Here is a 19737-nt window from a genome sequence, read left to right on the forward strand (position 1 = left end):
ATATGGTAACGGGCCGTTCACCCTGTAGCACGTGCCCGTCGTCAGGAGCCGACATGACGGACCGCACCACGCCACAGCACCCGTCCTCCGTGGTCGACTGCGCCCTGTACGAATACGGACGCCGCCGCCCCGGCCACCTCCCCCTCGACCACGCCCTGGACACCGCCCGCACCACTCCCGGCAGCTTCATCTGGATCGGCCTGCACGAACCCACCGAGGACCAACTCCAGGCCGTCGCCCGCGCCTTCGCCCTGCACCCACTGGCCGTCGAGGACGCACTCCACGCCCACCAGCGCCCCAAACTGGAGCGCTACGACAACACCTTCTTCGTCGCCATGCGAAGCGCCGTCTACGTCGAACACGAACAGCTCACCCCGACCACGGACGTCATCGCCACCGGCGAGATCATGGCCTTCATCGGCGCCGACTTCATCGTCGTCGTCCGCCACGGCCCCTCCCCGCAGCTCACCGGCGTCCGCCGCCAACTGGAGGCCGAACCCGAACTGCTCGCCCACGGCCTCACCGCCGTCCTGCACGCCATCACCGACACCGTCGTCGACCAGTACCTCGACGTCCTCGATGCCCTCGAAACGGACGCCGACGAGGTCCAGACCGACGCCTTCTCACCCGACAACACCCGCGAGATCGGCCGCATCTACCAGCTCAAACGCGAACTCGTCGAACTCAGGCGCACGATCCTCCCCCTCGGCCTCCCCTTGCGTGACCTCGCCGAACGCCGCGTGCCGGGAGTCGACAAGGAGGTAGCGGCGTACTTCCGGGACGTCCACGACCACCTCACCCAGGCAGCCGAACGCCTCACCACCCTGACCGACCTGGTAGACACCGCCCTGGAACTGGCTCTCGCCCGGACCGGCGTCCAGCAGAACCACGACATGCGCCGCATCAGCGCCATCGCCGCCATGATCGCCGTACCCATCGCCGTGTTCGGCGTCTACGGCATGAACTTCGACCACATGCCCGAACTGCGCTGGTACCTCGGCTACCCCATGGTCCTGCTCACCACCGTCGGCGTGGTCGCCCTGGTCTACCGGGTCTTCCACGGCAAGGAATGGCTGTAGATGATCCCGCAGGTGGCAGGGGCCCACCTGCACCGCAGTTGAAGATCTTGGTGACCGCGGGACCGACCCGTCCTACAAGCCCTCGATGATCGCGCAGACGGTGGCAGGTTCGCCTTCTGCCCGGGCGTCAGCTCGCTGACGGATGTCGGTGAGAGTCTTGCGCAGAGCGAGGAGTTCGGCGACGGTGGCATCGATTTCGGCGATCCGCGCGTCGAGCAGGGCGCGGACCGTGCCGCACGGCTGAGTGCCGCCGTCACAGATGGCGAGGACCTCGCGGATGCCGTCCACGTGCAGGCCCAGGGCACGGGCCCGGCGAATGAAGGCCAGGCGCTCGATGTCACGCTCGGCGTAGAGCCGATAGCCGGCACCAGTTCGCTCAGCGGCGGGCAGCAGTCCCCTGGCTTCGTATACCCGCACCGCCCTGCGCGTGACCCCGGCGGCCTTGGCGGCCTGCCCGATCGTCAGTCCCGAGAATGCCATGGCCACAACCTCCTTCCCTCCCATGGTTGACCTTGCCCCGGGGGCCAGGTTCTAGCGTCGCAGGGGTACGGCGAGGCCGCGACGAGTGAGGTGATCGCCATGCCGTTCCGCGAAGGTGAGGTCTACCGCTGCCCCGATCCGGCGTGCGGCTGTGAGCTGACGGTGACCAAGGCCGCGCCGCCGACGTGCACGGGCCAGCTGAGCCCGACGTGCTGCTGCGGCAAGACCATGGTCAAGAAGACCGCGTCGTAGCGATCCGGCAGGGGCAGCGCGCCGCTACGATCCTGGCAACCCGCCCCGGTGGTCTCCCCGTACCACCGGGGCGTGGCTCGCCCTGAGCCGTGCCAGTGTCAGGAGCACCTTCGTCGCGCCGTGGGGGTTATCCGGCTTCGTCGAGCAGGCGGGCGGGATCCAGGACGGTGACGCGGCCCCGGGCCAGGCGGAGCAGGCCGCGGTCGGCGAACTCGTGCAGGACCTTGGTGGTGGTTTCCCGCGAGGTCCCGGCGAGCGCGGCAAGCTGTTCGTGGGTGAGGGTGATCTGCGGGTGACGGGTGCCGGGCCGGAGCTTGCCCGCCGGGGTGTCTGCCCGGCTGGCGAGCGTGGTCAGCGTAGTGGCGATGCGCTGGGGCACGGACTTGAAGACGCTGTCGGACAGGCGCTGTTCGAGGTCGGCGAGGCGGCGGCCGAGGATCTCGGTGATCCGGGCGGCGATCCGCGCGTCAGACAGCAGGAAGCGGTGGACGTCGGCGCGGCTCATCACGCAGACGGTGACGTCGTCGAGGGCCTCGGCGAAGTTGTCGTACATGCGCTGGCCGAGCAGCGCCATCTCGCCGAAGATCGTGCCGGGGCTGATGATCGCGGTGGTCAGGGCGCGGCCGTCGGCGGAGACCCGGAAGATGCGCACCCGGCCGCGTTTGAGGATGAACAGCACCTCGCTGGGCTGCTGCGGGGAGTGCAGGATCTCCCCGGCGGCGTAGGTCTTCATGGGGGCCGCGGCGGCGATGGCGTCCATCTCCGCCTCCGAGAGGTCGCGGAAGATGTCGACCTCGGAGATGCACCAGGTGCGCTCCTCGTCGGCGGGCTCGGTCATGCGGTTGGTCTCCTCGCGTCGCCCCGGGGCCCAGGGCGGGGGTGCGGCGCCCCACACCGGGCTGGCCAGCGCGTCGGCGCCCTCAGCCAGACAGTAGGGCATCACCCCCAGGTCTGCGGCGCCGCGACGCTCGGTGGCCCCCGGCCGGGGCGTGCCGGCGCCGGGCGTTGACGCGGGTGGTGTTGGTGTCATCCTCGGGCCGGGCCCGTCCGCTTGCCCGTCACCTGTGCGATGCAGGAGAAGGCCAGGCCGGCCAGGAGTCCGTAGACCAGGTGGGCGCCGAGGCTGGAGCTGGTGACGTCGTTCCATTCGAAGACCGGCATGCCCATGTTGGCGGGCATGATCCACAGCGCGCCGACGGTCCACCACACGGCGGCGTAGACCAGTCCGAGGATCACCGCGGGCGCCATCTTCTGGGCGTACTGGCCGAGCAGCACGCCGAAGCCGGTGCCGGCGAAGACGGCGATGGCCAGGTGGATCAGCCAGCCGGCGAAGGCGTTGGTGGAGCCGAGGAGACCGGCGACCATGGTGATCATCGCGGTGTCCATCATCGGCCGGGAGATCGACATCCAGATGCCCATCCCGATGCCGCCGACCACACCGGCGGCGGCGCCGTAGACCGCGTAGAGGGGGACGACGGCGGTGCGTGGGGAGACGTGCACAGTGGTTGCCATGACGGAAGTCCTCTCCTGGATGGGAAGCCTGCTCTGGTGCTGACGCTAGGGCGGGTGACGGGTGCGGGAATGTGAGGGCGCTTACGTACCGGCGGGTAGACGGTGCGGCCGTCAGGGGGATTTCTCAGCGATCAGCAGGGCGTAGCCGAGGACACCGTCCGCGACCGCCGTGCGGGCCGCGCCCAGGACCGTGGGGGCGGCGTCGAGGTCGACGCCCGCGGCGGTGAGCTTGGCCGGCGCGGTCATGCGCAGCAGCTGGAGCCGTGCCTCGATCTGGTCGATCATCCGCAGCATCGCCCCGTCGTGACGTTCGGTGCGCAGCGTGCGCAGGCCCGCCGTGGTGAGGAGGTCTGCGTATGCGGCTAGTGGCCGGGCATCGGCGATGCAGGCGATGTGAGCGGCGAGGCCGGTGAGCTCGGACGGGAGCCGGGCAGGGTCGACGGTGACGTCGGTGATGCCGACTCGGCCGCCGGGCTTCAGCACGCGGGCGAACTCGGCGGCGGCGCGCTGCTTGTCGGGGAAGGTGCACAGGGCGCACTCGCACATCACCGCGTCGAAGATGCCGTCCGCGTAGGGCAGGTGCTCGGCGTCGCCGGTGGTGAAGCGCGCGGTGTCGGCGAGTCCTGCGGCCTGGGCGGCGCCTTGGGCGAGGGCGGTGTTGGCGGCTGAGTAGTCCACCCCGTCGACCTCGGCGCCGTAGGCGTCGGCCATGAGCAGGGCCGTGGTGCCGCGTCCGGAGGCGACGTCGAGGACCCGTGCGCCCGGTGCGAGGGAGAGGGCGTCGGCGAGGCGACGGGTGAGGGCGGTGCCGCCGGGGTGGTAGGAGTCGCCGAGCAGCAGGGTCACGATGTCGGCGGAGTACGCGGCGGCGCAGCACGCCTTCAGCTCCTCGCCGGTTGGGGGCTGGGTCATGACGGGGACTCCGCTTCTGCGGTGGCGGTGCTCGCGGTCTTCGACCCGTACGGCGTCGCGGTGAGGCGGTCGGCGAGTGGCAGGGCGTTGGGTGCGACCGGGGCGACGGGCACGCCGGACATCTGCTCGCGGACCTGTTCGCGGTAGCCGACGGAGTTGTACGCGCAGAACGGGATCAGGCGGCCGTCGGGGGTGATCTCCTCTACGCAGCACTTCATCAGCTGCTTGACGTTGAGGGTGTAGGGGTCCTGGAAGTCCTGCACGACGATCATGAATGCCTTGTCGTTCAGGTCTTTCACGGCCTCGGGCAGGTCGATGCCGCAGGCGTCCGCGCAGTCCAGTGCCTCGGCGGTGGCGCGCAGCTTCTCCTGGGTCGTCTGCGTGCCCATGAACGCGGATGCAGACCAGAGTTTCTCCAGGGCTTCGCGGATGCCGGCGTCGGGCAGGACGCGGTTGGCCACGTAGTCGAGGTAGTCCTCGACCTGGAGCAGCCGCGGGATCGGGAGGACGGTGCGGTTGCCCGGTTCGCCGTCGACCAGCAGGTAGGTGATGGAGCGGCAGGTCGGGAAGCAGCAGGGGACGGGGAAGAAGTCGCCCTTCTGAAACCACTGGGGCCGCTGGGCGTTGATCAGTTTGATGACGTCGGGGTTGGTGAGCCGCTGCAGCGGGTCGAAGGCGACGTGGCGGCCGGAGTGGGTGACCGGCTGGAAGGCCACGGAGCGCACCGCCGGGTGGTCGATGCCGTACTCGATGATGTCGCCAAGCTCGTGCTCGTTCAGGCCGCGCTCGACGGCGGCGACCAACGTCACCGTCAGGCCGGCCTCAGCGCAGTTGTCCAGCGCTCGCTGCTTGAACGTGCGCAGGTCCCGGCCGCGGATCTCCCGGTGGGTGCGCTCGTCGAAGCCGTCGAACTGCAGGTAGATGTTCACCGACCGTCCCGGCACCTGGTTGCGTTTGCCCAGCTCGGCGACGAACGGTGTGTCGGAAGCGAGCCGGATGCCGTTCGTATTGAGGTTCACGTTCTTGATCGGGCGGGCCTGGGCGAGGTCGATGAAGTCCAGGATGTGCTTGTGGATGGTGGGCTCGCCGCCGGAGAACATCACCACCTCCGCCTCGCCCTCGGAGGCCACGAACGCGTCCAGCATCCGCTCGCACTGCTCGTGGGTGATGGAGTAGCCATCCGGCTGGTGGCCGGAGTCGGCGAAGCAGATGGGGCAGTCCATGTTGCAGTCGGTGTTGACCTCGATGATGCCCAGGCAGGCGTGCTGCTTGTGCTCCGGGCACAGGCCGCAGTCCGACGGGCAGCCGTCCTTCACCTCGGTCTGGAAGGCCAGCGGGATCGTGCCCGGCTTGTTGAACCGGGCGGAGGCCAGGTACTCCTCGGCGTCCCCGTACACCAGGGCCTCGAACTCGCCATGCTCGCGGCAGCGTTTGCGCAAGTAGACCTTGCTCTCGCGGATGTTGACCTGGGCGTCGATGGGCGTCTTGCACAGGGGGCAGATCGACTTGGTGAACTCGATGAAGACCTCGTCCCGTTCCTTCTTGGCCTGCGGCGGGTCGGCCGCCCCCGCTGCCGCCGGTGCCGGACGTGGCGTGTTGTCCACCGTCATCGCGTCTCCGCCTTCGCTTCGCCGTTGTCGTGTTCTCGCTCCCCGGTGTGGTCACCACGCGCAATTGGTGTGCGGCGGGCGCCGCGCAGCAGCAGCCCCGCGTACAGCAGCGTCAGCGCGTCCTGCAGCAGGACGAACCAGCCGAGCCGCTGCGTCAGGTAGACCCCGAAGCAGCCGCAGTTGGCCACCGTCAGCCCGCGGACGTACGCCTGCACCGCCAGGGCGCTCCACACCACGGACACCGCGGTGTACGCCCACACCGGGGCGATCGCCGTCGACCGCGGGCGGGTCAGAAACCACAGGCCGCACACCAGCTCGCCGACGATCAGCCCGGCCGCCAGGACGCCGGCGGCGGCGCCGTCCACCAGCCCATAGGCGGCCAGAATCCCGGGCATGCGGTCGAGGGAGGTGAGCTGGCCGATACCCATCGCCGTGTAGATCGTGCCGAGCACGAGTCGTAGCACCACACCCGCGACGCTACGGCCGCCGCAGCGCCGGGAACTGTAAGCGCGCTCACCGAACCCGCTCCGCGTTCACCGGCGGCCGGCCCGGCGTTCGGCTTCCGCCCTGGCCGCCGACAGGGAGGCGGCGACCGCGGTCTCCCACCGCACGACGCTACGGCCGATCGGTGAGCGCGCTTGGCTGTGTCCCTTTCAGTGGACGTCATTTCGACACGAGTTCGGGAGTCACCCGCCGGTCGTCTACATGATCAATGTCGATGAGAGATTTGATGTCACTATGCCGCTGCGTCAGCCCGTCAGGGCTGACGCAGCGGGCCGATCGTTGACACGAGAGCGGCAGTCATGAGGGGAAGGCATACGGTTCTTGCGTGGCCTTGCTGGAGGATCGCTAGGCTCCGGACAAGAACTCCGCCGCGCTGTCTCTTGGTGAGACGGTTGGGAGAACGTTGTGGCTGATCCCTCCGTCGAGACGATCACCTCTGGCCGCTGTTTGGTGGCGAGGGTCAGCGGCGAGATGGACTACCTGACCGATCCGGTGTTCCGTGCCCGGTTCAAGGAGCTGATCGTCCGGGCCGAGCGCTTCATCGTGCTGGAGCTGTCCGGGGTGTCGTTCTGCGACTCGGCCGGGCTGAATGTGCTGCTCGGAGCGCGCCGGCAAGCGGACGCAGTCGGCGCGGTGCTGGTGCTGGCGTGTGTGCCTGAGCCGTTGCGGCGGGTCCTTGAGATGACCGGAGCGGATCACGTCCTGCGGGCCTTTGACACCGTCACCGACGCAGAAGCGGTGTTCGGCGGCTGAGAATCTGATGCTGGAGCCGACATGCCAGCGCTCTGCTTCTGAACCGGCCTCGGGGATGGAAAATGGAGCGGTCTCGGAAGCATGTGCAGTGAGGAACGTCCAAACGAAGACTGGCGCTGAGCCGCCCTTACCGGATCAAGATCAATGTCGCCGACCCCCGAGTCCGCATGGTGGGCCCTCGTTCGGCCGACAGCGTGAGCGGCGCCTCGCTCGTTGTGCGGGCGTGGAGGACGAGCGGACGGTTGTGGACCATGGTGGCCGGGCGTCGCGTCCGGTGCGTGCAGTCGGTCGGCCGTACGGGGAGGGGCAGCTGCGCCGCGCGCTGAGGTTCCGCGTCGAGGCCGCTCTGGCCCGGCGCCTTGGGGTGATGCCCAGGCCGTCAGCGTGGCCCGGCGCGGAGAGTTCCGGCGGGACCAGGCGGTGCGACGGCGGGTGCCGGCTCGTAGGCTGCGGCCATGACCGAGATCCAGACCCCGACGCCCTCCGAAGCCTTCGAGCTGCTGCTGGCCGGTAACCAGCGCTTCGTCGCGGGCACTCCCGAGCACCCGAACCAGGACGCCACCCGCCGCGCCGAGATCGCACCGGCCCAGCAGCCCTTCGCCGTGCTGTTCGGGTGTTCCGACTCCCGCCTGGCCGCCGAGATCATCTTCGACCGCGGCCTGGGCGATCTGTTCGTGGTGCGTACCGCGGGCCACGTCGTGGGTGCGGAGGTGCTGGGCAGCATCGAGTACGGCGTGGGCGTGCTGGGCTGTCCGCTGGTGGTGGTGCTCGGTCACGACTCGTGCGGCGCGGTGGGCGCGGCGTGCGCCGCGCTGGAGGACGGCATGGCGCCAGCCGGGTATGTCCGGGACGTCGTCGAGCGGGTGACTCCCAGTGTGCTGGCGGCGCGGGCCGCCGGACGGGTCGAGCCGGAGGAGATCCTCGCCGAGCACATACGGCACACCGTCGACCTGCTGCTGGACCGCTCCCGGGTACTCGCCGAGAAGGTGTCCGCCGGCCAGGCCGCCGTGGTGGGCCTGTGCTACCGCCTGGCCGACGGCAGCGCGCAGCTCGTCGCGTCCCGCGGTCTCGACGAGGCAGTCCCCGCCGCATCCTGACCGCCCCGACCGTGGCTGTTCCTTCCAGGGGCCCCGGCCTTGCGCGGGGTCGGACGCGCATCCGGTGGGCGCTGTGGGAGCATCGCACGGCGTCGATGCTGGCCTCTTAAGAGGGCCGGGGTCCCGCGGCGCGGCGGAGCCGGTTGGCGATCGCCAGTCCCAGCCCCTCCTCCATCGGCAGGGACGCGACGATGAGGTCGCACCCCTGCTGGTCGAGTTCGCGCAGGAACCCGTACAGCCCGCGCGCGTAGGCGGCCATCGAAGCGGGGACCGCCACCACGGCGTGCGCCTTCACCGGAGCGTCAGCGAGGTAGGGGGGAAGAAACACGCCCACCTGGTGGCCCAGCTCCTGCGCGAGCTCCGCTTCGGCGACGACCTTCTCCGGCTCGACGAGGACGACCCGCGCCTGCGGCGCGTAGTGTGACGGATGCTGGCCCGGCACCCGGACACGGCTCGTCGAGGGGACCGTAAGCGGGCGCCCCAGCACCGCTTCGAGGTCCTCGCGCGTCACCCCGCCGGGCCGAAGGACGCTCGGGATCTCGCCCGTGGCGTCGACGATGGTCGACTCAACGCCGACATCGCAAGCGCCGCCGTCCAGCACAAAGTCGACGGCATCGCCGAGCTCCGCACGGACGTGGTCGGCGGTGGTGGGGCTGACCGAGCCGAAGCGGTTGGCGGATGGGGCCGCCACACCGCCGCCGAAGGCCGACAGCAGCGCGAGCGCCACGGGGTGATCGGGCACGCGTACGGCCACCGTCTCCAGTCCACCGGTCGCCTCCAGGGGCACCCGGCGACCGCGCCGCAGAACCAGCGTCATCGGCCCCGGCCAGAAGCGTTCGGCCACCAGGCGCGCGGTGGCGGGCACGTCCTCGACCCAGTCGCCCAGGTGCTCCGCGCCGGCGATGTGGACGATCAGCGGATGGGAGGGTGGGCGCCCCTTGACCTGGAAGATGCGCGCGACCGCGGCGGGATCCTCGGCGTTGGCGCCCAGACCGTAGACAGTTTCGGTCGGCAGAGCCACCAGACCCCCGGCGCGCAGCACCCCGGCTGCCTTCTCGATGTCACTGGTTCGTGCCGTCACGTCTGGCATTCCTCTCGCTGCGCGGCGTCGGTGTCCGTGTTCTGGAGCGCGTGGCCGGCCATGAACTCCAGGAGGACACCGATGGACAGGCCGGCCTCCGCCGGATGCCGGAAGGGCCAGTCGCGGTTGACGAGGTACTGGGTGCGCCGGCCGATCCGTTGTCTGTGCAGATAACCGGCCTCTTCGAGATCGGCCGCGATGCGCTGGGCGGATCGCTCGGTGATCTGGCAGGCGGTAGCGACCTGGGTCAACCGTACGTTGGGATCCCGGGCGATCGCGGCGAGCACCCGCGCATGGTTGGTCAGGAACGTCCACCGGCGGTCCTGGTGATCCGTGGCGTCATCAGCCATCTCCGCCCCGTCTCCCGTTTGATGGGCGATGAAGAATACCGGAAACCCTCATCACCCATTTTGGCTGAGACAAGCGTGATCGCAGTGCCGTCCGTGCTGGATGCGTGCCCTTGCCGGTGCACGTGTCGTTGACCTGGAGCGGCACAACGTTGTGCACTTGTGTCGGCGGCTCCGCGTCCTGCTCTCCCGCGCGGGCATGGGCTGCATCCTCTCCGGTGAACCGGCCGGTTGGGCGGCTCCGGGCATCACGCACCGACATGCCCGGAGCCTGCCCGGATGCCAGCTGGCTGCGGCGCGTTCAGCCTGGGCCTTGGTGTGGGCGAGGCGATAGGACTCGGTGCCGGTCTGGATGATCGCGTTGAAGGTCAGCCGGCCGACGATGGCCGAGCACAGCCGCAGGTCGGTGAAAGTCTTCGGCCAGCCCGAAACCTAGGGATCCAGCCGCAACTCCCGCCGGCGCGGCTTCCTCCGCTCCTGCGGCCACTGCCTGTCCAAAGCCCGCCGCACAGTCCGCCAGGCCACGTTGTACTTGCGCTGCAAAGCCCGCGGGGTCAGCCCACCGCGGTGGTCACGGCGTATCGCGGCGTAAAGATCAACCTTCGACTGCGACTTCCCCATCCGGCCCCCTGCGGCAGAAGGTGACTCCCGCAGTCGCCTCGAAACGACTCCCGCCCTCGGTTACAAAGCCACACGCTCACGGTCCGGTGGCGGATCTGCTGCCTACGGTGAGCGCAACACACCCCCGACGCGCCCGACGAAAGGCCCACCGCCGTGTCCGTAGCCGACCTCACCGACAGCCGCACGGCGACCGATGCCCTGCTGACAACGCTGAAACAGGAACACTGGAGACCCCGCGGCGTAGCACGCTTCCTGGGGCTGGCCGCCCAGCGATCAGTACGCCAGGCGACCCACCATCCCCGGGCACTCACCCAGACCACCGCGCTGCACGGCCTGCTACTCGCCCTCACCCGAGACCGGCGAGGCAGGGCGTGGGTGGCAACCAGCTGGACCCTCACCATCCTCCATCTGGGCCTGCTGGAGCACCGCGATCGGCTTTCACCGGCAGATGTGCTCACTCTGCTGCGCGGCAACCTCCCCGCCACCTCTGTGGCGCCGAGCCGCGTCTCGGGCGTGCTGGCCATCGCCTCGGACCTCGCCGACGGCCGCCTGGCCCGCCACCAGGCCACCGAGTCCCCGTTCGGCGACTACGCCGACTCCTTCGCCGACGCCGCGTTCTGGACCTGGCTCGTCCTGCGGCACGAACCCAGCCGTACGGTGCGGGCGGCGGCGATCGCGGCATGGGCGCTGCCGGTCGTCACGGTCACCGCCGTCGCCGTCGGACGCGGCGCGATGCCTGAGCGGCCCCGCCCTGCGCTGCTGCGCCCGGCTGCCGCGATGCAGGGGTTTGTCACCGTGCGGCATCTGTTGCGTCGCTGACGGGCGGACGGGCGCGCAGGCGCGGGAGCGGGGCTCAGCCGAGGGTGTCGAGGGCGGCGAGGATGTCGGCCGGTTCGGCGCGGGCGGTGTGGTCGGTGGCGACGAAGGACCACATGACACGGTGTGCCGTCACCGGCGGGCTCTGCGTTCCGCTTCCTCTTTGACCGATGCCAGCGAGCCCGCGACCGTCTCTTCCCAGCGGTCGGCGACCAGTTGCCCCCAGCGTTGCCCCAGCCACCAGAGGTCGGTGCCCAGCGCTCCTTCGTACTCCAGCCGCGTGCCGGAGGCGCGGTCGGTGAGGACGAACGCCTCGACGACGTGCGGCACCGGGCCGCGTACAAGACGGAAGTCGACCCGCTCGGGCCGGGTGAACCGCACCGTCTCCACCGTGGTCGCGGTCAGCCGCCCGCCTGCTACCGGGGTGTGGTGCGCGGCGAGCACCATGTCGCTGCCCCGCTCCAGCACGTTCACCTTCTCCCGCATCGCCCGGGTGGCCCGCCCGAGATACGGCTGGGCGATCACATCGAAGACCATGTCCCTTGGCGCCGCGATGTCGACGGTCTGCGGGCCCAGCGCGCGCGTGCGCCGCCCGACGCCCACATCGACGGGCAGCGCGCCGCTCACCAGCCCGAGATAGCTCGCGATCACAGCGCCCCCAGCACTGACCGTCCACGCCGCGAGGCGCGCAAGCCGATGGGCGCTCACCGGCCGGTCTCCGGCGGCGCTTCGACCGTGACGCCGTTCCAGAAGGCGACATGATTCTTGATCTTCTTGGCCAGCGGGGTGGGGTGCGGGTAGTACCAGGCGGCATTCGCGTTGACCTGCCCGTCGACCGTGACCGTGTAGTAGCGGGCGAGCCCCTTCCAGAAGCACAGCGACTTCGTCCGGCTCTCCGCGAAGTGCTCAGGGTGCAGCGACTGGGGCGGGAAGTAGTGATTGCCCTCGACCACGACGGTGCGCTCCGCCTCCGCCAGCACCGAGCCGTTCCACACCGCGCGCATCATGATCTTCCACCTTCCGGGAGGTCCTGAGAGTCCATGATGCGACGCTAGAGCGCCGACCCCGGTGGCTACGGTGATCCCGCTTACAGTCCGGCACGTGTTTCGGCCCTGTCGGCGTCAGCCCCGACGGATTTCTTCCGCCCGGGCCGGTTCGTACGGGCGCCGGCGTGCCCTGCGCCTGGCGTGCTGGGGCAGGGATTCATGCCCAAGACGCTTGTCCGGCCGACCGGTTCGGGCACAGGCTGGATGTCACGACTCGCTTCGGCGCTGGGGGACGGGGGCCGCCCGTGGCCAAGGACTGTTCTGCCGAGTCTTCCCGGTGTGCCTCCTGCCTGTGCTGTGGGCGGCGGCCCTGCACCATGTGGCAGGGGCCGCGCAGCGTCGTCCGGCTGGGTCGCACCGTGGTGACGTACCGCGGCTGTTTCCGCTGGTCCCTGGTGGCCTGCACCGCTGTCGCCGGTCTGTTCACGGGCGGTGCGACAGCCGGTGTGCCGCTGCCCACCGGGGTGGCCGCCGCGGTGGTCGCGCTGGTCTGGGGCGCGTTCACCCTGCGGGTGCTCAGGCTCGCGCCGTCCTGCGGCTCGCCCGGTTCAGGCTTAGGTCCCGGTGGCGCGGGGGTACGGGAACCCCGTCGCCCCAAGCCCGGCGCACCCGGCGACGTGATCACGCTGCGCTTGCCCGAGGATCCGTCAGGCCGGACTGCCGCGCTCGCCTGACGCACCCGCGGGTGCGTCATAGGTGGTGCGGGCGTTCCTTGAAGGCAGGGTCCACGGCGCGGTCCTGGTCGGCCGGATCGGTGGGGACGGATTCCGGCGGGCAGCAGTCCCCGCCACGGGTGAGGCGGCGCACGATCACGGTGACGGCCGCGGCGGCCAGGACGATCGCGGCGGCGATCACCCACGGGCTGGAGATCCAGGCGCCGATCCCGGCGAGGGCACCGGCGGCGATCAGGGCGGGAGCGGCGCAGCAGACGATCATCAGCAGGGCGGCGCCGATCCCGGCGACGGCCATGTGGGGGCCGGAGCGGTCCGGGTCGCGCTGGTGTGGGGGACGGGGAGGGGCCATGACGGTCTGCCTTTGCTGGTCAGGCGCGGTCGGCCGACGGGATGCGCGGGCAGCAGTCCAGTGCCGTGGCGTTGTCCGCGGCCAGGGAGCGGGCCAGCACGACAAGGTCGGCGACCCGGGGGTCGCCCACGGAGTAGCGCAGCTTCTTGCCGTCGCGGCGGGCGGTGATGTAGCCGCAGTCCACGAGGCAGGACAGGTGCACCGAGACGCGCGGCTGGGAGATGCCGGCGTGCTCGACGCAGTCGGCGCTGGTGCGCTCGCCGCGCAGGATGAACTCCAGCAGCTTCAGCCGGGTGGGATCCGCCAGGGCCCTAAAGAAGCGGGCGGTGGTGTCCAGGTGGGTGCACGCGACCTCATTGTCGGCGGCCGGGCCGGTGGATGCGGGGGCGGTCGTGGATGTCATGGGCAGGGCCTTTCCACATACTGCTATTCGCCTATCCGCATAGTATGGTGGCAGTCTGGTATTCGGCAAGCCGCATAGCAGCTCGGGAGTGAGGTGGCCCGGCCCGCAACGAGGAGGCAGCGCCATGACCGGTACGCGTTCCGGATTCGACCTGGCCGTCATCGGTTCGGGCGGGGCGGCGTTCGCCGCCGCCATCGCCGCACGTACCAAGGGCCGATCCGTGGTGATGGTCGAGCGCGGCACCATCGGCGGCACCTGCGTGAACACCGGGTGTGTGCCGTCCAAGGCGCTGCTGGCCGCGGCCGAGGCCCGGCACACCGCGCTCGCCCAGCCGTTCCCCGGCATCAGCACCGACGCCGCTCCGGTGGACTTCGCCGCCCTGATCGGCGGCAAGAGGGCGATGGTGGACGCGATGCGGGCGGACAAGTACGAGGACCTGGCAGCCGAGTACGACTGGCCGATCCTGGCCGGCGCCGCCCGCTTCACCCCCGGCCCCAGCCTGGAGGTCGCCCTCGCCGACGGGTCCACCACGGTGATCGAGGCCGCCCACTATGTGATCGTGACAGGCTCCGCGCCGTGGACGCCGCCCATCGACGGCCTCGACGAGGCCGGCTACCTGACGTCGACCACCGCCATGGAACTGGACCACCTGCCGCAGTCGATGATCGTGGTCGGTGGGAACGCCGTCGGCCTGGAACAGGCCCAGCTCTTCGCCCGCCTCGGGGTGAAGGTCACCGTCGTCGAGGCGCTGGAGCGGCTCGCCCCGTTCGAAGAGCCCGAGGTCTCCGCAGTGATCGAGGACGTCTTCCGCGACGAGGGCATCGCCGTGCACACCGGCGCCGGCCTCACCGCCGTACGCCGCGACGGCACCGGCGCATACACGGTCACCACCGCCCAAGCGGGCAAGGTGTTCCAGCTGACGGCGGAGCAGCTGCTGGTCGCCACCGGCCGCCGCCCCGTCACCGACGGTCTCGGCCTCGACGCGGTGGGCGTGAAGACCGGCGAGCGCGGCGAGGTGGTCGTCGACGAACACCTGCGCACCGGCAACGAGCGGATCTGGGCCGCCGGGGACGTCACCGGGCATCCGCAGTTCGTGTACGTCGCCGCAGCCCACGGCACACTGGTCGCCGACAACGCCCTCGACGCAGCCGGGCGCACCCTGGACTACCACCACCTGCCGCGGGTCACCTTCACCAGCCCGGCCATCGCCGCCGCGGGTCTCACCAACGCCCAGGCCGTCGCGGCAGGCTACGCGTGCGACTGCCGCGTGCTGCCACTTCAGTACGTGCCCCGGGCGCTGGTCAACCGCGACACCCGCGGCCTGATCAAACTCGTCGCCGAGGCCGGCACCGGACGGCTGCTCGGCGCCCACGTCATCGCCGAGGGCGCCGGAAACGTGATCGCCACCGCCGTCTACGCCCTCGCCAACCACATGACGGTGCAGCAGATGGCCGACCTGTGGTGCCCGTACCTGACCATGGCCGAGGGCCTCAAGCTCGCCGCCCAGACCTACACCCGGGACGTGGCCAAGCTGTCCTGCTGCGCCTCCTGACCCGCACCTGCCGCTCACCGCTACTGATGATCTTCGTGTGATGTCGCGTCACGGTTGCCCTTCGCCGCAGGTCAGGGCGCGTGCTCCAGCGACATCACGCGGCGAAACTCAGTAATCAAGGGAGGCTGCCGTGACCGTCGATGGGCACGCACGATCGATGACCGTCGGAGAGCTCTCCCGCCGCACCGGCGTCCCGGTCAAGACACTGCGCGAGTACACCGACCTCGGGCTGATCTACACCCTCGGCCGCAGCCCGGCGGGCTACCGGCTGTTCACCGCGGACGCCCTGTGGTGCGTGCGATGGATCGGCGAACTGCGCGGCCTCGGCCTGACCCTGGCCGAGATCCGCGAGCTGACCACCGCCTACCTGGAGCGCACCGGCCGCCCCTTCGGACCGGCTCTCGCGCAGCGGCTACAGGCGGCCCGGGAGCGGCAGCGGGCCCGCATCGCCGCCGCCGGGCAGACGCTCGACAGGATCGACGCATTCGAGAAGGCGCACCAGGCCGAGCTCGCCGACGCAAGCGGGAACTGCTGGGCGGACGACCCGAAACGCTGCCCGAGCCCTTGACCCTCACCCCGGGGGCAGACCCTACGGTCCCAGGCATCGAACCAACCCGACACCTGGAAGGAGTCCACCGTGGACACCGACACCCGGCAGTTCGCCACCCGGTTCCTGGATGCGGTCAACCGCGCTCCCGGCGTCAACTTCCCGCTGCTGCGCCCCGTACAGACCCTGCTCGTCTCCGGCGAGCCGGTCACCATCACCGCCCTCGCCGCTCGGGCCGGACGGACCGAGGAAGAGGTCCAAGCCGCACTGGCGGCAATGCCGGACACCGAGTACGACGCCGAAGGCCGCATCATCGGCTTCGGCCTCACCTTCAACCCCACCCCGCACCGCTACGAGACGCATGGCCGCACCTTCTACACCTGGTGCGCGCTGGACACCCTGGTCTTCCCCGCCATCCTCGGCGAGAACGCGAGGGTGACCTCCCCATGCCGCGCAACCGGCGAACCGGTCCGGCTGACCGCGACCCCGGAAGGCCCGAGGAACGTGGAGCCCGCCAGCGCGGTGGTCTCGCTCGTCACCCCCGGCGCACCGGCCTCGGTCCGCTCCTCCTTCTGCAACCAGAGCCACTTCTTCACCAGCGCGGACGCCGCGAAGGACTGGCTCGCCGAACATCCCGAGGGCCGCGTCCTGCCGGTCGCCGACGCCTACGAGACCGGACGGCCTTTGATCGAGCAGGTCCTCTCCGGCTGCACCCCCAACGGCTGCTGCTGACACCGCCAACGGGCACGGCCGGGCAGGCCCCCACAAAGCCGCCCGGTCATCCTGTTAGCCCCAATTGATCGGCCAGCGCCTCGGCGGTCTCAACGACCTGTTCACCGAGGACGGCGAGTTGCAGCGGACGACCTCGGCCTGCGCGCCGCTGCATAGACCAAGGACGGAATCAGCACTACTGCGGGCCAATGAATCAGACAGAAGTGTCCTGTCGCAGTGCATCTGGCAGGCAGCGGGCTACTGACCTGCCTGGCTGCCAGGTCGGTTGAGAACGTTGACCCTCGCCGTTCTCAACCGACCTGGCGTTCGCGGAAGCCGGAGTCGTGTTGACGGACCGAGAAGACCCCCACGGCCGCTCCGGTTCCCCACTCAGCGCGCGACGCGATGAGAATCCGTCAGTACGAACGAGAACGAGTGAGAATCCGACAGCTTCCATGCGGCAGGACAAGAAGTTCGTCTCACCTTGCCGTCCTTTGGGCCGGACAAAGGCCACCGTCAATGAGAAAGGGACGCGCGAAATGCGAACCTACACTCCGATAAGTGCCGCCAAGTCGCGGTCGCGTTCCAGATCGACGAGGGCGTACACATGCAGCAGTGTCTGGCCCTCGGCCCACAGGTCCTCGGCATGCTTGAAGGCGAACGGCTTCACGACGCGCCACAGTAGCCGCCACCGTGCGCTTCGACGAGGCGAATTACGGACCTTGAGCACCGGCCCGCGTCGGTCGGCAGGTCACCTCCGATCGGCCGGTGCTCCTCCCAGCGCAAGAACGGCAGCCGTCGCTGAAATGAGCGCGAGCGCGATGAACAGCTCCGGGTAACCACCGAGGGGTCCGGCCAGTGCCGCGCCGGCGAACGGGGCCAGGGCGGAGGCGGTGGTGGCCGGCGCCGCAAGGAGCCCGGAGAGGCGGCCGTAGTGGGTGGCGCCCCAGCGGTCGGTGACGGCGGTGGCCTGGAGGAGGGTCAGATTGCCGCGCACCATGCCGGCCGCGATGGCGAGCAGCACGAGCAGCGGGAGAGGGCCGGAGACCAGGGCCAGCGCCGTGGTGGTGGCTCCACCCGCGGTGAACAGGATGACCGTACGGACGGTGACGCCGGTGCGGCGGGCCAGGGCGGCGTACAGGGTGCGGCCGAGTGTCTGCCCCGCGCCGCCGAGCCCGAGTGCCCAGGCGGCGGCGGTGGGGCTGGCGCCGCGTGAGGTCAGGAGGGGGACGAGGGCGATGACGACGGCGTACATCGCGAAGCCGTTGAGGGTGAGTGCGGCGGCCAGCAGCAGGAAAGGACGGCTGCGCGCAACGGCCCTGCTGTCACTGGGGTGTTGGGTGGAGCGCTTTGGTGCGGGCGGCCACGGTGCGCGGAGGGCGAGTGCATGGGCGGGGATGGTCACGAAGGCGAGGATCGCCGCGAGGACGGTGTAGGTGGTGCGCCAGCTCAGGTGCTCGGCGAGCGTGGCGGTCAGCGGGGCGAAGGCGGTGGAGGCGAGGCCGCCGGCAAGGGTGACGACGGTGAGCGCGCGGACGCGGTCGTTGCCCCACCAGCGGGTCAGGGCGGCAAAGGCGGGGTGGTAGAAGGTGGCGGCCATGGCGACTCCGGCGAGCAACCAACTCACAGTGAACAGCGCGAGGTTGGGTGCGTACGCGACGGCGAGCACGGCGGCGGTGCCGAGCGCCGAGCCGGTGGTCATCACGGCACGCGGGCCGTGCCGGTCGAGAATACGGCCGACGGGGATGCCGACGAGCGCGGAGACTAGCAGCGCGCCGGAGAACGCCGCGGTGGTCGCTGTGGGTGACCAGCCCGTGTCATCCGTGATCTGCGGGTTCAGCACGGGGAAGGCGTAGTAGACGATGCCCCAGCTGGTGATCTGGGTCGCGCACAGAGCGGGCAGGACGCCGCGGGGCCGCGACCGGTCCCCGGTTCCGGTCGCGGCCTGAGGGGTGTTGAGGCTGGTCACCGTCGGGTCAGCAGCCGCCGGTGGAGGCCGGGGCGCCGACGCCGATCTGGAGGGTGGCCGGGGCCGCGCAGCAGCCGCCGCCCGCGTCGGCTGGCGTGGTGTCGGGCTCGTCGAACAGGCCCGCACCGCCGCACACGCCGGTCTCCGGCAGGGTCAGCTCGACGCGCTCGGCGGCTTCCCGGTCCCCGGCGAGGGCGGCGGCGATGGAGCGCACCTGCTCGTAGCCGGTCATGGCGAGGAAGGTGGGGGCGCGCCCGTAGGACTTCATGCCTACCAGGTAGACGTCTCCTTCCGGGTGGGACAGCTCGTTCACGCCGTGCGGGTAGACGGTGCCGCAGGAGTGCACATTCGGGTCGATCAGCGGGGCCAGCGCGGTCGGGGCCTGCAGGCGCTCGTCCAGGCCGAGGCGCAGCTCGGAGACGAAGGACAGGTCGGGGCGGAAGCCCGTGAGCACGATGACCTCGTCGACCGGGTCGAGGCGGCGGCCGTCCTCGGCCACCAGCACCAGCCCACTGTCCGTGCACTCGACGGCCGTGGTGCGGAAGCCGGTGACGGCGTCGGCGTGGCCCTCCTCGACGGCGGCCTTGGCAGCAAGACCGAGGGCCCCGCGGGCGGGCAGCTGGTCGGCCTCGCCGCCGCCGAAGGTGGAGCCGCTGATGCCACGCCGCAGGACCCACACAGCCTTCGTGCCGGCGCCGTCCTCGGCCTTGGCCAGGTCGGCAAGGTAGGCAAGGGCAGTGAAGGCGGACGCTCCGGAGCCGATGACAGCGGTGCGCTTGCCCGCGTACCGGGCGCGCACGGCCGGGTCCTTGAGGTCGGGGACGCGGTAGGAAATCCGGTCGGCCGCCGCCTTCTCGCCGAGGGCCGTCAGACCGTCACCGCCGACCGGGCTCGGGGCGGACCAGGTGCCGGAGGCGTCCACGACGGCGCGGGCGATGATCCGCTCCTCGGTGCCGTCGGCGCACTGGACGTGGACGGTGAACGGCTGCTGCTCGCGCTCGGCGTCCACGACACGGTCCCGGCCCAGACGCGAGACTCCGGACACCGTCGCGCCGAAGCGGACCTTGTCGCCGAGCGCGTCGGCGAGCGGCTGCAGGTACTGCTCGGCCCAGTCACCACCGCTGGGGTACGTGGCACCGTCCGGCCGGGTCCAGCCGGTGGGCGCCAGGAGCTTCTCGGCGGCCGGGTCGATCACCTCGTCCCAGGGGGAGAACAGCCGCACGTGCGCCCACTCGCGGACGGCGCTGCCCGCGGCCGGCCCGCCTTCCAGCATCAGCGGTTCGAGGCCGCGCTCGACAAGATGGGCGGCGGCGGCCAGGCCGATGGGGCCGGCCCCGATAACCACGACGGGCAGGCGGTCGGTGGCGGTGGCGTTCACGACAATTCCCCTGTGCTTCGACATTCGTCGATGGCTTGCGCAGC

24 protein-coding genes and 1 pseudogene are annotated in these 19737 nt (G+C 70.6%); 9 read left to right on the plus strand and 16 right to left on the minus strand.

Translation table 11 applies throughout. The annotated features are described in order from the left end of the window. Window positions 1–53: 53 nt before the first annotated feature. Window positions 54–1079 carry a magnesium and cobalt transport protein CorA gene (locus ACYVMZ_RS29470; protein WP_461084977.1) on the plus strand — a complete coding sequence of 342 codons (1026 nt, stop codon included), beginning with the start codon at window positions 54–56 and terminating at the stop codon, window positions 1077–1079. Between the two features lie 72 nt (window positions 1080–1151). Here the strand turns inward: ACYVMZ_RS29470 and ACYVMZ_RS29475 are convergent, their stop codons facing one another. After that, entirely contained in the window at window positions 1152–1559 is a 408-nt protein-coding gene (locus tag ACYVMZ_RS29475; protein WP_461085164.1) for a MerR family transcriptional regulator, read from the minus strand. Between the two features lie 99 nt (window positions 1560–1658). On the opposite strand from ACYVMZ_RS29475, the gene ACYVMZ_RS29480 reads away from it, so the two are divergent. Beyond that, the gene (locus ACYVMZ_RS29480; protein ID WP_461084979.1) at window positions 1659–1811 is read left to right on the plus strand and encodes a hypothetical protein; all 153 of its coding nucleotides are present in this window, start codon (window positions 1659–1661) and stop codon (window positions 1809–1811) included. A gap of 127 nt (window positions 1812–1938) precedes the next feature. On the opposite strand, the gene ACYVMZ_RS29485 is transcribed toward ACYVMZ_RS29480, so the two are convergent. The 5 genes from ACYVMZ_RS29485 to ACYVMZ_RS29505 form a co-directional block, all read right to left on the minus strand. Then, entirely contained in the window at window positions 1939–2751 is an 813-nt protein-coding gene (locus ACYVMZ_RS29485) for a Crp/Fnr family transcriptional regulator (RefSeq protein WP_461084981.1), read from the minus strand. A gap of 86 nt (window positions 2752–2837) precedes the next feature. After that, entirely contained in the window at window positions 2838–3323 is a 486-nt protein-coding gene (locus tag ACYVMZ_RS29490) for a hypothetical protein (protein ID WP_461084983.1), read from the minus strand. 111 nt (window positions 3324–3434) lie between these two features. Beyond that, entirely contained in the window at window positions 3435–4235 is an 801-nt protein-coding gene (locus ACYVMZ_RS29495; RefSeq protein WP_461084985.1) for a class I SAM-dependent methyltransferase, read from the minus strand. Then, window positions 4232–5845: a radical SAM protein gene (locus ACYVMZ_RS29500; RefSeq protein WP_461084987.1), complete on the minus strand. Its 1614-nt coding sequence runs from the start codon at window positions 5843–5845 to the stop codon at window positions 4232–4234. The genes ACYVMZ_RS29495 and ACYVMZ_RS29500 overlap by 4 nt, the downstream gene beginning before the upstream one ends. After that, complete coding sequence (locus tag ACYVMZ_RS29505; protein ID WP_461084989.1) at window positions 5842–6312, minus strand: MauE/DoxX family redox-associated membrane protein; 471 nt, start codon at window positions 6310–6312, stop codon at window positions 5842–5844. Before ACYVMZ_RS29505 ends, ACYVMZ_RS29500 begins: the two co-directional genes overlap by 4 nt. A 442-nt stretch (window positions 6313–6754) precedes the next feature. Between ACYVMZ_RS29505 and ACYVMZ_RS29510 the strand changes: the two genes are divergently transcribed. Together ACYVMZ_RS29510 and ACYVMZ_RS29515 are read left to right on the plus strand one after the other, a co-directional pair. Continuing rightward, window positions 6755–7102 carry an STAS domain-containing protein gene (locus tag ACYVMZ_RS29510; RefSeq protein WP_461084991.1) on the plus strand — a complete coding sequence of 116 codons (348 nt, stop codon included), beginning with the start codon at window positions 6755–6757 and terminating at the stop codon, window positions 7100–7102. A 455-nt stretch (window positions 7103–7557) separates the two neighbouring features. Beyond that, window positions 7558–8199 carry a carbonic anhydrase gene (locus ACYVMZ_RS29515; RefSeq protein ID WP_461084993.1) on the plus strand — a complete coding sequence of 214 codons (642 nt, stop codon included), beginning with the start codon at window positions 7558–7560 and terminating at the stop codon, window positions 8197–8199. Between the two features lie 106 nt (window positions 8200–8305). On the opposite strand, the gene ACYVMZ_RS29520 is transcribed toward ACYVMZ_RS29515, so the two are convergent. From ACYVMZ_RS29520 to ACYVMZ_RS29530, 3 genes and pseudogenes are all read right to left on the minus strand, one after another. Beyond that, a complete protein-coding gene (locus ACYVMZ_RS29520) occupies window positions 8306–9289 on the minus strand; it encodes an L-threonylcarbamoyladenylate synthase (protein ID WP_461084995.1) in 984 nt (327 codons plus the stop codon). Then, window positions 9277–9630, minus strand: a complete 354-nt coding sequence (locus ACYVMZ_RS29525) for a MarR family transcriptional regulator (protein ID WP_461084997.1) — start codon at window positions 9628–9630, stop codon at window positions 9277–9279. The genes ACYVMZ_RS29520 and ACYVMZ_RS29525 overlap by 13 nt, the downstream gene beginning before the upstream one ends. Before the next feature lie 282 nt (window positions 9631–9912). Then, window positions 9913–10053 (minus strand): annotated as a pseudogene (locus ACYVMZ_RS29530) (IS21-like element helper ATPase IstB); the annotation flags it as partial. 348 nt (window positions 10054–10401) lie between these two features. Between ACYVMZ_RS29530 and ACYVMZ_RS29535 the strand changes: the two are divergent. After that, a complete protein-coding gene (locus ACYVMZ_RS29535) occupies window positions 10402–11067 on the plus strand; it encodes a CDP-alcohol phosphatidyltransferase family protein (RefSeq protein ID WP_461084999.1) in 666 nt (221 codons plus the stop codon). A gap of 129 nt (window positions 11068–11196) precedes the next feature. Here ACYVMZ_RS29535 and ACYVMZ_RS29540 read toward each other — a convergent pair whose 3' ends face one another. Further along, the gene (locus ACYVMZ_RS29540) at window positions 11197–11715 is read right to left on the minus strand and encodes an SRPBCC family protein (protein WP_461085001.1); all 519 of its coding nucleotides are present in this window, start codon (window positions 11713–11715) and stop codon (window positions 11197–11199) included. A gap of 53 nt (window positions 11716–11768) precedes the next feature. Further along, on the minus strand, window positions 11769–12071 hold the full coding sequence (locus tag ACYVMZ_RS29545; RefSeq protein WP_461085003.1) for a DUF427 domain-containing protein: 303 nt from the start codon (window positions 12069–12071) through the stop codon (window positions 11769–11771). 398 nt (window positions 12072–12469) lie between these two features. On the opposite strand from ACYVMZ_RS29545, the gene ACYVMZ_RS29550 reads away from it, so the two are divergent. After that, the gene (locus ACYVMZ_RS29550) at window positions 12470–12784 is read left to right on the plus strand and encodes a hypothetical protein (protein ID WP_461085005.1); all 315 of its coding nucleotides are present in this window, start codon (window positions 12470–12472) and stop codon (window positions 12782–12784) included. A 16-nt stretch (window positions 12785–12800) separates the two neighbouring features. On the opposite strand, the gene ACYVMZ_RS29555 is transcribed toward ACYVMZ_RS29550, so the two are convergent. Both ACYVMZ_RS29555 and ACYVMZ_RS29560 read right to left on the minus strand, forming a co-directional pair. After that, on the minus strand, window positions 12801–13133 hold the full coding sequence (locus ACYVMZ_RS29555) for a hypothetical protein (RefSeq protein WP_461085007.1): 333 nt from the start codon (window positions 13131–13133) through the stop codon (window positions 12801–12803). 19 nt (window positions 13134–13152) lie between these two features. Then, window positions 13153–13536, minus strand: a complete 384-nt coding sequence (locus tag ACYVMZ_RS29560; RefSeq protein WP_461085009.1) for an ArsR/SmtB family transcription factor — start codon at window positions 13534–13536, stop codon at window positions 13153–13155. Window positions 13537–13660: 124 nt separating this feature from the next. Here ACYVMZ_RS29560 and merA point away from each other — a divergent pair, with 124 nt between their 5' ends. The 3 genes from merA to merB all read left to right on the plus strand — a co-directional run bounded on the left by merA (window position 13661) and on the right by merB (window position 16367). Beyond that, entirely contained in the window at window positions 13661–15088 is a 1428-nt protein-coding gene (gene merA / locus ACYVMZ_RS29565; protein WP_461085011.1) for a mercury(II) reductase, read from the plus strand. A gap of 157 nt (window positions 15089–15245) precedes the next feature. Then, window positions 15246–15656: a MerR family transcriptional regulator gene (locus ACYVMZ_RS29570; RefSeq protein WP_461085013.1), complete on the plus strand. Its 411-nt coding sequence runs from the start codon at window positions 15246–15248 to the stop codon at window positions 15654–15656. Window positions 15657–15725: 69 nt separating this feature from the next. Next, the gene (gene merB, locus ACYVMZ_RS29575; RefSeq protein WP_461085015.1) at window positions 15726–16367 is read left to right on the plus strand and encodes an organomercurial lyase MerB; all 642 of its coding nucleotides are present in this window, start codon (window positions 15726–15728) and stop codon (window positions 16365–16367) included. Window positions 16368–16893: 526 nt separating this feature from the next. On the opposite strand, the gene ACYVMZ_RS29580 is transcribed toward merB, so the two are convergent. The 3 genes from ACYVMZ_RS29580 to ACYVMZ_RS29590 form a co-directional block, all read right to left on the minus strand. After that, window positions 16894–17016, minus strand: a complete 123-nt coding sequence (locus ACYVMZ_RS29580) for a hypothetical protein (protein WP_461085017.1) — start codon at window positions 17014–17016, stop codon at window positions 16894–16896. Window positions 17017–17097: 81 nt separating this feature from the next. Next, window positions 17098–18315, minus strand: a complete 1218-nt coding sequence (locus ACYVMZ_RS29585) for an MFS transporter (protein WP_461085019.1) — start codon at window positions 18313–18315, stop codon at window positions 17098–17100. Window positions 18316–18322: 7 nt separating this feature from the next. After that, complete coding sequence (locus ACYVMZ_RS29590; RefSeq protein WP_461085021.1) at window positions 18323–19693, minus strand: NAD(P)-binding domain-containing protein; 1371 nt, start codon at window positions 19691–19693, stop codon at window positions 18323–18325. Window positions 19694–19737: the final 44 nt, after the last annotated feature.

The sequence above is a fragment of the Streptomyces deserti genome (assembly GCF_054782695.1).

What these genes read in the sequence shown, in the direction of transcription:
- ACYVMZ_RS29515 (WP_461084993.1), top strand. Translation starts at nt 7,558, where the DNA reads ATGACCGAGATCCAGACCCCGACGCCCTCCGAAGCCTTCGAGCTGCTG.
- ACYVMZ_RS29475 (WP_461085164.1), bottom strand. Translation starts at nt 1,559, where the DNA reads ATGGCATTCTCGGGACTGACGATCGGGCAGGCCGCCAAGGCCGCCGGG.
- ACYVMZ_RS29525 (WP_461084997.1), bottom strand. Translation starts at nt 9,630, where the DNA reads ATGGCTGATGACGCCACGGATCACCAGGACCGCCGGTGGACGTTCCTG.
- ACYVMZ_RS29560 (WP_461085009.1), bottom strand. Translation starts at nt 13,536, where the DNA reads ATGACATCCACGACCGCCCCCGCATCCACCGGCCCGGCCGCCGACAAT.
- ACYVMZ_RS29570 (WP_461085013.1), top strand. Translation starts at nt 15,246, where the DNA reads ATGACCGTCGGAGAGCTCTCCCGCCGCACCGGCGTCCCGGTCAAGACA.
- ACYVMZ_RS29490 (WP_461084983.1), bottom strand. Translation starts at nt 3,323, where the DNA reads ATGGCAACCACTGTGCACGTCTCCCCACGCACCGCCGTCGTCCCCCTC.
- ACYVMZ_RS29470 (WP_461084977.1), top strand. Translation starts at nt 54, where the DNA reads ATGACGGACCGCACCACGCCACAGCACCCGTCCTCCGTGGTCGACTGC.
- ACYVMZ_RS29555 (WP_461085007.1), bottom strand. Translation starts at nt 13,133, where the DNA reads ATGGCCCCTCCCCGTCCCCCACACCAGCGCGACCCGGACCGCTCCGGC.
- ACYVMZ_RS29495 (WP_461084985.1), bottom strand. Translation starts at nt 4,235, where the DNA reads ATGACCCAGCCCCCAACCGGCGAGGAGCTGAAGGCGTGCTGCGCCGCC.
- ACYVMZ_RS29485 (WP_461084981.1), bottom strand. Translation starts at nt 2,751, where the DNA reads ATGCCCTACTGTCTGGCTGAGGGCGCCGACGCGCTGGCCAGCCCGGTG.
- merA (WP_461085011.1), top strand. Translation starts at nt 13,661, where the DNA reads ATGACCGGTACGCGTTCCGGATTCGACCTGGCCGTCATCGGTTCGGGC.
- ACYVMZ_RS29500 (WP_461084987.1), bottom strand. Translation starts at nt 5,845, where the DNA reads ATGACGGTGGACAACACGCCACGTCCGGCACCGGCGGCAGCGGGGGCG.
- ACYVMZ_RS29545 (WP_461085003.1), bottom strand. Translation starts at nt 12,071, where the DNA reads ATGATGCGCGCGGTGTGGAACGGCTCGGTGCTGGCGGAGGCGGAGCGC.
- ACYVMZ_RS29480 (WP_461084979.1), top strand. Translation starts at nt 1,659, where the DNA reads ATGCCGTTCCGCGAAGGTGAGGTCTACCGCTGCCCCGATCCGGCGTGC.
- ACYVMZ_RS29520 (WP_461084995.1), bottom strand. Translation starts at nt 9,289, where the DNA reads ATGCCAGACGTGACGGCACGAACCAGTGACATCGAGAAGGCAGCCGGG.